We start from the raw sequence: 12753 nt of genomic DNA, 5'->3' as shown, positions 1-12753 counted from the left end.
GCGCCATCTCACGTACTACCGGGAACTCGCCCGTACCACCGACCCCGAACTGCGCGGCTCCGGGCAGGTCGCCGCCACCGCCCTCCTGGAGCGCGAGCACGACAACCTGCGCGGGGCCCTGCGGACGGCCGTCGCACTCGGAGACGAGCAGGAGGTGCTCTGCCTCGTCCACTCCCTCAGCTGGTTCTGGCAACTGCGCCACCACCAGGTCGACGCCCGCACCTGGGCCGTGGAGGCGGGCCGGCTCGGCCCCGACCCGTTCCAGGAGCCCGTCCGCCCGGCCGAGCCGCTCGACGGCCTGTGTACGGACGTCCCGCCGCCGTGGCACGGCGAGCGACTCGCCGAGGCACGGCGCGGCGGGCGGCTCTATGTGCTCGCGACCCAGGGCGGCCGGGGCGCCAGCTCGTTCGAACACCCCGAAACCCGCGCCAGGCTCGCCGCGCTGGTCTCCGCGTACCGCCCCGGCCTTCCTCAGACCTGCCGCCAGCCGGCGATGATGTGGTACTTCGCCCGCCTCATGACCGGAGAGTTCACCGGCCTCGACGAGACCCTGACGGCGATCGTCGACGCCTGCCGCGACCACGCCCCCGGCTGGGACCTGGCCTTCGCCCTCCTCGTACGGGCCAAGCTCGTCGTCCACGGCCCCCACGACGCGGCCGAGGCGCTCGCCCTCTTCGAGACCGCCGGGGACTCCTGGGGCATCGCCGAATCGCACGCCGCCCGGGGCGAGGCCTACGAGCGCGCGGGCCGGCTCGTCGAGGCCGCCGCCGACTTCGAGCGGGCCACGGACGCCGCCGCCCACGTCGGCGCGCGCTCCCAGGTGCCCCTCTACACCGCGCGCCTCGCGGCCGTACGGCTCCGGCTCCACCCGGAGGGGGACCCGGCGGCCGAACAGCTCCTGGCCGAAGCCGCCGACGCGGCGGGGGAGTGGGGCGCCGAGGTCGCCGGCTCCGCACGGCTGCTGCTCACCCAGCACTACGGCCACACCGGGCGCACCGGTCTCGCCCGGGCTCAGCTCTCCCGCCTGGAGGGTGAGTTCGGAGACGTGACCCCGGGCCTCTTCTGGGGGCTCGCCGGAGGCGCGTGGGCCTGGCTCGACTGCCTCGACGGCGCCTACGACCGGGCCGTGGAGCGGCTGGCGCACGCCGTCGCGGAGGTGGAGACCCTCGCCCATCTGGTCGCCCCGTACCTGCTCGTCACCCAGTTCGCCACGGCCGCGTGGGCGCTCGGCGGGCGGGGCGGGCCGGGCGACGCCGAGACCGGGGCGCGGCTCCTCGGCGCGTACGACGCCCACGCCGGCTCCGGCACGGACGGCGGCTTCCGGCCCTTCACCGCCGAGACGGAGGCCCTGATCAGGGCGCGAGCCGAGGAAACCCTCCGCGCGGCGCTCCCTTCGGAGGCGTACACCCGCCATTTCGAGGAGGGGACGGGGCTCGCCGCGCGCACGGCCGCGGAGCTCGTCCGGAACCCGGGGGCGGCTCCGGCCTGCTGACCGCCTCCGGACGAGGCCCGGACGCGGTCAGCCGATCAGCCGATCCAGTGGCGCCGGCGGGCGAGCACGAAGCCGTCGAGGGAGGGTCCGCCGAGGGTGACGCGCCGGGTGCGGGCGGTGATGCGGCGGGCGGCGACCACCCCCGACCTTCCCGGGCCGCACCGACAGCGCACCGCGACCGCGTCGACACGGGGACGCGGAGGCCGGGAGGTGCGGCGGCGAGGTACCGGCGGCCGGGAGGTGCGGCGGCGCTGAGGTACCGGCGGCCGGGAGACACCGGTCTACGCCGCTCCCGGATGCGGACGCGCTGACCGGACACGAGAATGGCGAGTGCCGGACGAACACGTAGGAGGCGGCATGAACGCTGAGCCCGACAAGACGTCCCTGGGGGACTTCCCGACGCCCGACCGGCTGTTGCATTCCGGGTCGGAGGGCGAGTTCACGGCCGAGGACCTGGTCCTCGCCTCCGGCCGTGACGTGACTCCGAAGACCCTCGCCTGGGCGGAACGCCGCATGGCGGAGAAGGGTCGCGCCTCCATGGACGAGCTGCTGCCGTAGGCCGCCCCGGCCCAGGCGCCGACAATCCGCAGTGATCCGGAGGGATCAGCAGCGATCCACAGTGATCAGATTGATGAGCAGTACCCCTCGACAACCCCCACGGCCCCGGTTCGGCAGCTGCGAACCGGGGCCGAGGGCCGTCCGGAGCCGCTCCGGAGCCGCTCCGGAGCCACTCCGGAGCCACTCCGAAGCCGCTCCGAGGCTTCCGCATTTATGGAACACGTTCTACCGTGGCCGCCGTCGCGCGTCGCCCCGCCCGGGTGGCGCCGAGGACCCCGCAGGACCGCCGCCGCAGGACAGCCGCCACGGGAGGCCCGCCCCATGCACCTCGCATACACGCCCGCTCAGAACAGCCTGCGCGCCGAGCTGCGTGCGTACTTCGCCGAGCTGGTCCCCGAGGACGTCCACACCCGCTACGCGGACCCGGCGGCGCAGAAGCGCTTCTACCGGGAGACCGTGCGCCGGCTGGGCGCCGACGGCTGGCTCGGGGTCGGCTGGCCGACCGAGTACGGCGGCCGGGGGCTGACCCCGATGGAACAGTTCATCTTCTTCGACGAGGCCGCGCAGGCGGGCGTACCCCTGCCGCTCATGGCGCTGAACACCGTCGGACCGACGATCATGAGCTTCGGCACCGACGAGCAGAAGGCGTACTTCCTGCCGCGGATCCTCTCCGGCGAGATCGACTTCGCCATCGGCTACAGCGAGCCCGACGCGGGCACCGACCTCGCCGCCCTGAAGACCCGCGCGGTCCGGGAGGGGGACGAGACCACCGGTACGTACACGGTGAACGGGCAGAAGATCTGGACCACGAACGGCGACACCGCCGACTGGGTCTGGCTCGCGGTCCGCACCGACCCGGACGCGCCGCCGCACAAGGGCATCACGATGCTGCTCGTCCCGACCGGCGACCCCGGCTACTCCTGCACGATCATCAACACCCTCGCCTCGCACGACACCACCGCCAGCTACTACGACAACATCAAGGTCCCCGCCTCGCGCCGGGTCGGCGACGAGAACAAGGGCTGGCGCCTCATCACCAACCAGCTCAACCACGAGCGCGTCACCCTCGCCGCCCACGGCACGATGGCGATCCGCGCGCTCCACGACGTCCAGCACTGGGCCGCCGCCACCCCGCTCACCGACGGCCGGCGCGTCATCGACCTGCCCTGGGTCCGCCGCACCCTGGCCCGCACCCACGCCCGGCTCGACGCGATGAAACTCCTCAACTGGCAGATGGTGAACGCCGTCCAGAACGGCACCCTCACCCCCCAGGACGCCTCCGCCGTGAAGGTCTACGGCTCCGAGGCCCGCCGCGACGCCTACGCGGCCCTCATGGAGGTCGTCGGCGCGGCGGGCGCCCTCAAGGAGGGCTCGGCGGGCGCGGTCCTCCACGGCGACCTGGAACGCGGCTACCGCTCGGCCGTCATCTTCACCTTCGGCGGCGGCAACAACGAGATCCAGCGCGAGATCATCTCCTGGATCGGCCTGGGCATGCCCCGCGTCCGCCGGTAGCGACATGTGACGAGGCTTTTTAGTTGGCACAAAAGATGGGTAGTTGGCGCCATGCTCGGTCGTCCACTTTGAGGTGATCTCGGTTGTCGGACGAGTTCGCCAGTGGGCCTCGTCAAACTGACTCGACGGTCCGAGTGCGGGGTTGATGACACCCTCAGGTTTGGCCCTGAGGGTGTTCGTTGATCCAGGACAGGCTGCCGAGGTCAAGCCGGTGGCTGGCGCGGGTGACGGCGACGTAGGCGAGGCGTGCTTCGCCTACGTCGATCGGACCCGGCACCGGCCGTCCCGTGTTGTCCTGCTCGGTGGTCCTGGGGAGGCATGAAGTCGTCGGCGATCTTCACGCTGTCCCACTCCCGCCCTTTGGCCTTGTGAGCCGTGGACACGGTGGTTTCGGCGTGGAGTTCGTGGGTGAGCCTGCCGACGGCGGCGAGGATGGCCGGGGTTCCGTGGGTGTCCACGAGGTCCACCAGGGGCTGGAGGTCTCGTCCGGAGGGGTCGTAGGCGGCGTAGTCCTGAACGGCTCCCCAGGTGGGGAACAGGACGACTTCGGGGTGGCTTGTGGGCGGCCCTCCTGGAGCTGCTGGGCGGCGAGCGCGAGTGCTGCGCCTGAACGTCGCACGCCTCTACGGATGGCCAGCCGCCGCCACCACGTACGAGCACGTGGAGCAGTGGCTCCGCTCGCGCTACTGCGCGATCGTCTGGCACCGCACCCGTGCGTCGGGCGCGCTCGTCGACCTGGTCGCCGCCGACTCGATGCCGTGCCCGGCCAGCGTCGCGCTCTACCGGACGGGCCCGGGACGCGTCGCGCGCCCGGGCCCGTCCCGTATCGGTGCAGGTCAGCGGACCTGGACGGATGCGACCAGAGTGTTTAGGTCCGGCCAGAGCTTCTTGTTCGTCTCCGGCAGTACGACCCACAGCACCGAGGGGCGGACCCGCCCGGTGTCGACCACCAGGACCGCGTTCAGGTCCATCGTGGACGGCACCCCGCGTTTGTGGAAGTGGATCTCGCTGACCAGCAGCCAGGCGTCATGTCCGTCGACCTTCAGCGGCTGCGAGGCGACGTCGACCAGGATCGCCTGGTCACGGGGGTACTCGTAGCGCCGCCGCTCGTCCATCACCGCGCCCGCCACGCCCCGCAGCTCCCCGGTGCCGCCGGCCGCGGCCATGATGTCCTCGTCGACCTGCGTGGACTTCACGAGTGCGCGCTGGCGCCCCTCCTGCTTGCGGGTGAAGCCGTCGAAGACCGGATCCAGCGTCTTGCTCCGGTCCCACGTGCCGCCCAGCTCCGCGTACTCCAGGGAGGAGTCCGTGACGGTGCCGATGACCGGCGAGCCCTCGCCCGGGTAGTCCGGCACCTTGACGGTCCCGGTGAGCCGCCGCTCCTCGGGCAGCGGGGAGGCGCCGGGGGTGAGAGTGGGCACGGGGATGCCCCGCTGCGGGGCGTCCGCGGTGCTGCCCGCGCAGGTGGCGGACGAGGAGTCCGGTGTGCTGTGCGCCTGCTGGACCACCTTGCCGCCGACCAGCACGGTGCACGTGAGAGTGCCCCCTTCCTGGTCCTCGCGGCTTCTGACGTCCAGATAGAAGTCGGCGCCCGCCGCCAGCTCGACGGTCTTGCGGTACGGCAGGATGACGACCGCGTGGGGCTCGTGGTTGCCGTTCGCCTCCCCGACGGTGAGGTTCACCGAGGGGTGGTCGCCCGTCGCGATGTAGGTGACCTCGACCCGCCGGGATTCCTTGTCCGGGGATGCCCCGTCGTCGCTCGGGTCGCCGACGGCCAGGGCCAGGCCCACCGCGCCGAGCGTGACCACCTCGAAGAGGATCACCAGGGCGCCGACCAGGTAGAACCCGCCCGGGATCCGGTCGAAGGTCTTCTTGCCGCGGCCGGAGTGGAACTCGCGTCTCGGCTGGGATGTCTGCGTCATGTCGTCCTCCCCCTCACGCCCGGCCGCTGTCGCCGGACCGGCGGTCGGCCGGCTCGTCGGCGAACCGCGTGGCCAGCAGCCCCGCCTCCCGCGCCTCGTCCAGCATCCGGTGCAGGTCCTGGAACCGGGACCGGTCGGCGAGCCCCTCGATCTCGGCGACGGCCAGCTCGTCCCGCACCGTGTTCACCACCAGCTCGTGCATGTCCTCGCCAAGTTCCTCCAGCTCTCGTACGGCCTCCCACTCGCGGTACGCCGCGTCCGCCGCGCGGGTGTTCTCGGCGTACCGCTCCAGCGCCTCCACCCGCTCCTCCAGCGCGCTCGACGACAGCCGCAGCGCCTGCCGCTGGGTCCGCAGCACCTCCTCCACCCGCGAGCCGGAGGCGTCCCCGGCAGCGGTGCGCACCTTCCGCGCCAGCCGGGTCAGCTCGGCCAGGCGCTGGGCGATCTCGTACTGTTGGGCTGGCAGCGTCACGTCGTTGGCGATGTCGTCCAGCAGCCCGTCCCGGTCGACCTGCGACTGGAGTACCGCCGTCACGGCGGCCTGGGCGCGCTCCATCCGGCGCAGCGGCGAGTGGCCCAGCAGCTCGCGCAGGGAGTCGTCGCCGAAGTCCTCGGCCAGGTAGTAGCGGCCGTGGCGCAGCCGGGCCACCCGCTGCCGCTCGTCGGTCCCGCAGCCGAGGACGACGATCAGCAGCCAGGCCAGCAGGTGCACGCCCACGACGGTCAGGATGAACGCCTCGAACCCGAACTGGACCCCGACCCAGATCAGCCCCGCCTGCGCCGCGAGCCCGACGACCAGGCCGGGCCACACGCCGATCAGCGCCCACAGGATCGTCACCGGCAGTAGCGCGCACACCGCGGAGCCCCCCAGAGCCGTCCAGATGTCCGCCTTGGTACGGCCGCCCAGCCCCGGCTCCTCGGGCAGCGGCAGCGTGGCTGGGAAGAGTCCGTCGGCGGACTTCTCCAGCAGCGCGCGCTCCGCGTCTTCGAGGGCCGGATCCACCACCGGCCGCAGCGCAATGTCCTGCGCCATTCAGCAACACCCCCCACAGGTTGGGGGAGATCGTGACACACGCCGGAGGGGCTGCCCACGCCACCCCTGTTCACGGCCGCCGACTGAGACGGCGCGAACCCGAAGACAAACTGTCTTCCACCCTTGGCCTGATGCCGCTGAGGCCGACGGGGTGCGACGCGCAGCCAGAGGCGCGAGAGGCGCCCCTGTCCGGTAGCCGGCGCCCCCAGTCCTGCGCCCGGTGACCCCTGTCCGGGCGCTGGCAATTGCCACTTCACACGCTTCTGTGCATTCCCTTGAACGTAACTGGCGCGTGCACCACGCTAAGGGCTGTCCCGAAATCCAGTGCCGGGCTGGGGCGCGACTACCCCAGGGCGGGAGGTGGCGGCTACTGGCCTGGCACTTGCGTTTGGTGCCTGCCCCGGGAAGAGTTTCGCGGACGCCGTTCGGGGCGAAGTCGTGCGGGCAGGGGCAGAGAGATGTGCGTGATGGATGCGGCGGCCAAAGAGGTTGTCGTTGCTCAGTTCCTCCGCGAGTATCCGCAGATGGAGCGAGCTGCATGCGACCACCCCGCGCTGCTGGGCTGCACGGATGTCGACTGGTCGCGGATTCCCGGGTGCCCTGCGGGGATCCCGGTCCTGCTCCGCAGTCTCCTGGATGAGGTAGCCGGCCCCGCGGCTCTGCCCGTACTGGAGAACGTCCTGATGAACAGCGCCTTCCGCGTGAGCGCCGTGATGCCGGCCGTCCTGCCCTTCCTGATCCGGCTGGCAGCCGTCCCTGGCATCGCGGTGCGGCCCGACCTGGTAGAACTCTTGGTCCTTGCCGCGGAGCTGTCTCGGCCCGTCAACGCCGACGATGAACGCCAGGTGATGATGTTCGGGAAGGACTGCGATCACCCGGAACGCGAGTGGTGCAGGGCTGCCTTCGCCGCACACGCTTCCGACCTGCGCGCGTTGCTGGAGGAGGGAACCCTTCCGGACGGATTGATCAGCGTGGATGACCGCGAGTGTCTGCTCAGGGCTGTGGAACCGCAGCGATGTCCCTCCTGACTACCCGCAAGCCGGCACTGCGGCCCGTGAAAAGATCTTGCGGTGTCTGGTGTGATTACGGCGTCGGAGCCTTCCTGGATAGCCCCGTTCACTGGGCTGAGTCCCCGCTGTTTTGACACGTTGGTGACACAGTTGCGGCGTGAAGGAGCTGACGCGGTCCGCAGAGGCCGACCGTGGAGCTTGCCGCTGGAGGACCGGGTACTGCTGGTCACGGCTTACTGGCGCACCAACTTGACGCTACGGCAGCTCGCACCGCTGTTCGGCGTCTCGAAGTCCGCGGCTGACCGCATCATCGGCCACCTCGGCCACCTCGGCCACCTCGGCCCCCTGCTCGCGCTCAAGCCCCGCAGGCGGTTCCGCAAGGACACCGTGCTCATCGTGGACGGAACCCTGGTCCCCACCCGCGACCACACCGTGGCCGAGCGGTCGAAGAACTACCGATACTCCACCAACCACCAGGTCGTAATCGACGCAGATACCCGGCGCGTTGTCGTGGTCGGCCGGCCGTTGCCCGGCAACCGCAACGACTGCAAGGCGTGGGCGCTGTCCGGAGCCAAGGACGCAGTCGGCCGCACCACCGTGATCGCCGACGGCGGCTACCGAGGCACCGGCCTGGTCATCCCGCACCGCCGCGCGCGCGGGCAGAGCGAACTGCCGACTTGGAAGGAAGAGCACAACACTCCCCACCGCCAGGTCCGCGCCCGTGTCGAGCACGCCTTCGCCCGCATGAAGACCTGGAAGATCCTCCGAGACTGCCGATTGAAGGGTGACGGCGTCCATCACGCAATGAACGGAATCGCCCACCTGCACAACCTCGCACTCGGCCGATAGGCAAGCCGAGCGGGCAGCAGCCGATCACGGCCCCACTGACTCGAAGATCTTTACGGGACAAGCCTTAGCCTCGCGTTTTCATGAAGCGGGCTGTCCGACGGGTGGGCAGGTAAGCGAGAAATGCCTCTGACCAGCAAGAATGAGGATTGTCGAGGTCCTTGTTCCTGCCACCGCCGGAGGCACTTCTCAGGTGAAGAAGCGTATCGGGTCCTACCCACGCGTCCGCGTCGAGGGCGGTGGCCGTGCGGTGGTGTCCCAGGCCGGGGCCGTGCTGCTGGTCGAGACGGTCCGCAAGACCGGGCTGGACCAGGCGATGTCGGCGGCGCTTGCGCCATGGCGACGGCCGCGGGCGGTGCACGATCCAGGCAAGGTCCTCCTGGACGCAGCACCTCGCGGTCGCGCTGGGCGGGGACTGCCTCGCGGATGTCGGGACGCTGCGGGCCGAGCCCGGCGTGTTCGGGCCGGTGGCCTCCGACCCCACGGTCTCCCGGCTCGTCGACGCCCTCGCCGCAGCCGGGCCGAAGGCCCTGTCCGCGATCAGGACCGCTCGGGCCGGCGTGCGCGAGCACGTGTGGAAGCTGGCCGGCACTGCGGCGCCGGATGCCGCGGGGCAGGTGATCGTGGACCTGGACGGGGTGCTCGTGCTGGCTCACTCCGAGAAGCAGGACGCCACCGCGACCTGGAAGAAGACCTTCGGACACCATCCTCTGACGGCCTTCGTCGACCACGGAAGCGGCGGGAGCGGGGAGCCGGTGGCCGCCCTGCTCAGGCCGGGCAACGCGGGCAGCAACACCGCCACGACCACATCACCACCACCCAACTTGCCCTGGCCCAAATGCCGAAGAAGTACCGGCGCGGACGCCGGACCCTGATCCGCACCGACTCCGGAGGCGGAACCCACGAGCTCGTCGCCTGGCTCGCCCAGCGCGGCCGGTGGCTGTCGTACTCGGTCGGCATGACCATCACCGAGCAGATCCACCAGGCCGTCCTCAAGGTTCCCGCCACGTCCTGGACGGCAGCGATCGAGCCCGGCGGCGAGATCCGCGACGGCGCCTGGGTCGCCGAACTGTCCGGCGACTGCCTGAAGGGCCGGCCGAAGGGAATGCGGCTGATCGTCCGCAAGGAACGGCCCCACCCCGGTGTCCAGCTGCGGATCACCGACGCCGATGGACTGCGGCTGACCTGCTTCGCCACCAACACCACCGTCATGCCGATCGCTGCACTGGAGCTACGACACCGCCAGCGGGCGCGGGCCGAGGACCGCATCCGGGCCGCGCGGACCACCGGCCTGCGCAACCTGCCCCTGCACGACACCGCGCAGAACCGGATCTGGCTGGAGATCGTCCAGCTCGCCCTGGACCTGCTGGCCTGGATGTTCGTCTTTCCACACGATCACGGTGGCCGGCTTCGTGTCCGCGCTGAGCACGGCTGCTTGATCCGCCTCCGGGATCCTCATCGGCCGGGACCAGGTGGTGCCGCCGGCTCCTCGGGCTGCGGATGCCGTGCGAACCAGCGGGCGACCGGTTCCGCCGACACGCCGTGCAGGATCACACTGAGCAGGACTGTCGCGGCGGTCACGTTCACCACGAAGTCCGCTTCTTCCCTGGGGAGCTGGAGGTAGGCGAGGACCGCGAAGACGATGGAAGTGACGCCGCGTGGCCCCAGCCAGCCGATCGCGGCCCGCTCGGCGCGGGTGAAGTCCGTCCCGGTGAGCGAGGCGACCACCGGGACGAAGCGGGCCACCGTCAGCACGAGGAGTGCGTAGGCGAGGACCTGGAGCGCGATTCCGTCGGCGAACGCCTCCGCGGCCAGCGCGCCGAAGGCGTACCAGGCGGCCAGGGCCAGCAGGTGGCTTACGTCCTCCACCAGGGCGAGGGAGTCACCCCCGATCACGAAGACCGTGTTCGCGTACCAGAGACCCGCCACGAAGGCCGCGACGAAGCCGTTCCCCTCCACGAGAACGGAAGCCGCGTACGTCAGGAACGGCAGGGCGAGCCCCGCCATGCGCAGACTCGCCGGCCTGGCCCACCCGGACTCCAGGGCCCGGCGTACCACCTGCGAGGCCAGACACCCCAGGACGCTGCCGATGATCGCCGCGTACGCCGCGCCCTTGAGGGCGTTGAGGAGGAGGTCGCCGAAGGTCTCGCCCTCGGCGGAGACAAGGTTGGCGACGCAGAAGACGAAGAGCGGGGAGATCAGACCGTCGTTGAACCCGCCCTCGATGTTGAGCGCGGCCCGCACCCGCAGCGGCACACGCTCGTCACGCAGGATCGTCAGGACCGGGGCGAGGTCCATGGGCATGACGACGAGGGCCGCGACGGCCAGCAGCCACCAGCTCCTGCCGGGAAAGACGAGGGCGCCCGCGAGTGTCGCGAGCACGACCGAGGCCGGCAGGGCGATTCCGAGAAGTCTTCCCTCGCCGACCGGGCCCCGCAGGCGGGCGTAGTCCCGGGCCTCGGTGGCGTCGGTGAACAGCATCACCGCGAGGACGAGTTCGATGGCCCGCTGGAAGGTGTGGGTGTCCATGTCGAGCGGTACGACCGGGTGGTCCTGACCGCTGAGGAAGATCCCGGCCAGGGCGAAGGTGATCGGGGCGGTGATGCTCCACCGCGCCAGCCGGTCGGACACGACGGTCCACAGGAACAGCAGGGACAGGAGGACGAGGAGAGCGATCACGGCGACTCGCAGAGCGGGAGGGGGAGAGAAGACAGGGAGGGGCGGGGAGGTCCCCAGGCCGACGGCGCCATCCTCACAGCGAGGGGGAGAGCGTCGGCCCCGGACACTCCGCGTTTGCCGCACTCGGTTTGGGCGTGGGGATGCGCGGGCCGGTCCTCCTCGCGGGTGTTCGCGCTGCTCTGTCGAGGACTGCGGTCGGCCGCGTGCCCTCGCGGCGGGGGCGGGCCGAACAGAGCCGATGGATCAGTGGCCCAGGCTCGACAGAACGGCCTTCGCCGCGTTCGCGCCCGACGTGGCCGCGTCGGCGAGCGACGGCATGTCGAGCTGATAGTCGCCGGCGAGATGGATCGGTCCGAGGGGGGCGCGCAGCGTCGGCAACGATTCGCGCCCCCGGGGTGCCCAGAACGGCACCACACGCTGGTGACGTCGCACGATCCCCTCCCCGAGCTTCCCTTCGAGCTGGGGGTAGACCGTGAGCAGGTCCCCGGAGAATCGACCGACGATCTCCTCGTCGGAGAGCTTGAAGAGGGCGTCGGCCGAGGCGCCACCGGCGAAGCACGCCAGCGCGCCGCCCGGCTTTCTCGGGCCGTTCCTGCGCAGGGCGGCGGCGTGGTTGAACACCGCCTGGAAGGAGAGCTGCGGCGTGGACACGCCGAGGAGTCCGTCCCAGGGCTGAGGGCCCTCCTCTTCGGTGAAGAAGCCGACGATCACGTACCGGCCGTAGCGGATGCTATCGAAGGCTTCACGGTGCCTCTGGGGAAGGTCGGGAAGGATCCGCGAGGCGACGTCCCCGGGAACCGTCACGATGGCGCGTTTGGCGCGTATGCGCGCCGGGCGGCCCGCGACGACGTGGTTCACGACGACGCCGTCCCTGCTCCTCTCCACGGACCGGACGGTCGACCCGAGCCGAAGACGCTCACCGAGGTCCGCGGCCAGGATGTCGGTCAGGGTCTGATTGCCCCCGACCGGCAGGGCGAAGTTCGGCACCTTCGCCGGGTCCGTCAGGGCGACTCCGATCGACGCCACGAGCTGTGTCGCCGCCGTCTCCTCCGGCTCACACCCCATCCACTGCCCCGACCAGGACCGGACCACGGCCCGGGTCAGCTCGGAGCGGACGCCGCGCAGGAGGTCCGACGCGGGACGCCTGTCGAGCCTGGCCCGCACCCTCCGCGCCAGGCGGCCGTCCGACTCCAGGAACGGGACCGCGGAGAGGATGCGGGCACCGACCAGGGCCATGCCGACCCGGTCCATGAAGCTCATGCGGGTGCGGAACATGAGGGCGAGCACGTCGGACGTGTCGATCAGTGCACCGTTGAGGACGAGAGCCACGCTCGTGTCGGCCAGGGACCCCATCTCGACGCCGTGCCTGTCGAGAGCGTCGATCAACGGCCCGGTCCCCTCCGTGAACTGGGTGCCGACGTTGATCCAGTACTCGCCCTTGCGGACCGTTTCGACCCGTCCGCCCGGCCGGTCCTCGGCCTCGACCACCACGACGTCGACTTCGTCCGCGAGGGTCGTGGCCGCCATCAGACCCGCCATTCCCGCGCCGATGACCACGACGTCGCAGGTCTCCTCGTCACTGTGTTGCGCTGCGGCCATGATTCGCGATTCCCTGTACCTGTTCTTCGATGCTGAATTACTCAAACTCGAATCCATGTCGAGATTATCGGGGTCGGCGACTCCAGGACACCCGGACCGTGC

General features: G+C 71.0%; 8 protein-coding genes and 3 pseudogenes. 6 read left to right on the top strand and 5 right to left on the bottom strand.

The window, feature by feature from the left end; all coding sequences use genetic code 11:
* The 3 genes and pseudogenes from E0F75_RS03835 to E0F75_RS03825 form a co-directional block, all read left to right on the top strand.
* Positions 1 to 1492 (top strand): annotated as a pseudogene (locus tag E0F75_RS03835) (AfsR family transcriptional regulator); the annotation flags it as partial.
* A 357-nt stretch (positions 1493 to 1849) separates the two neighbouring features.
* Positions 1850 to 2050, top strand: a complete 201-nt coding sequence (locus E0F75_RS03830) for a hypothetical protein (RefSeq protein WP_030314702.1) — start codon at positions 1850 to 1852, stop codon at positions 2048 to 2050.
* 321 nt (positions 2051 to 2371) lie between these two features.
* On the top strand, positions 2372 to 3562 hold the full coding sequence (locus E0F75_RS03825) for an acyl-CoA dehydrogenase family protein (RefSeq protein ID WP_187620962.1): 1191 nt from the start codon (positions 2372 to 2374) through the stop codon (positions 3560 to 3562).
* Positions 3563 to 3716: 154 nt separating this feature from the next.
* On the opposite strand, the pseudogene E0F75_RS03820 reads toward E0F75_RS03825, so the two are convergent.
* The 3 genes and pseudogenes from E0F75_RS03820 to E0F75_RS03810 all read right to left on the bottom strand — a co-directional run.
* A pseudogene (locus tag E0F75_RS03820) lies at positions 3717 to 4163 on the bottom strand (3'-5' exonuclease); the annotation flags it as partial.
* A 235-nt stretch (positions 4164 to 4398) separates the two neighbouring features.
* Entirely contained in the window at positions 4399 to 5484 is a 1086-nt protein-coding gene (locus E0F75_RS03815; RefSeq protein ID WP_187620961.1) for a hypothetical protein, read from the bottom strand.
* Positions 5485 to 5497: 13 nt separating this feature from the next.
* Positions 5498 to 6517 (bottom strand): hypothetical protein, encoded by a 1020-nt coding sequence (locus E0F75_RS03810; protein WP_187620960.1) that lies wholly within the window; start codon positions 6515 to 6517, stop codon positions 5498 to 5500.
* Between the two features lie 458 nt (positions 6518 to 6975).
* On the opposite strand from E0F75_RS03810, the gene E0F75_RS03805 reads away from it, so the two are divergent.
* From E0F75_RS03805 to E0F75_RS03795, 3 genes and pseudogenes are all read left to right on the top strand, one after another.
* A complete protein-coding gene (locus tag E0F75_RS03805) occupies positions 6976 to 7545 on the top strand; it encodes a hypothetical protein (protein ID WP_187620959.1) in 570 nt (189 codons plus the stop codon).
* A gap of 42 nt (positions 7546 to 7587) precedes the next feature.
* Complete coding sequence (locus E0F75_RS03800) at positions 7588 to 8376, top strand: transposase (protein ID WP_187620958.1); 789 nt, start codon at positions 7588 to 7590, stop codon at positions 8374 to 8376.
* A gap of 190 nt (positions 8377 to 8566) precedes the next feature.
* Positions 8567 to 9751, top strand: a pseudogene (locus E0F75_RS03795) (IS1380 family transposase); the annotation flags it as partial.
* Positions 9752 to 9828: 77 nt separating this feature from the next.
* Here E0F75_RS03795 and E0F75_RS03790 read toward each other — a convergent pair.
* Positions 9829 to 11052, bottom strand: a complete 1224-nt coding sequence (locus E0F75_RS03790) for a cation:proton antiporter (protein ID WP_187620957.1) — start codon at positions 11050 to 11052, stop codon at positions 9829 to 9831.
* Positions 11053 to 11295: 243 nt separating this feature from the next.
* Entirely contained in the window at positions 11296 to 12651 is a 1356-nt protein-coding gene (locus E0F75_RS03785; RefSeq protein WP_187620956.1) for an FAD-dependent oxidoreductase, read from the bottom strand.
* Between the last annotated feature and the right edge of the window lie 102 nt (positions 12652 to 12753).

It is taken from the genome of Streptomyces sp. CB02980 (genome assembly GCF_014451325.2).
In the GTDB taxonomy this organism is placed as follows: Bacteria; Actinomycetota; Actinomycetes; order Streptomycetales; family Streptomycetaceae; genus Streptomyces.
Note: the sequence above shows the minus strand (reverse complement) of the source record. Positions and strands in the feature narration are given on the sequence as shown.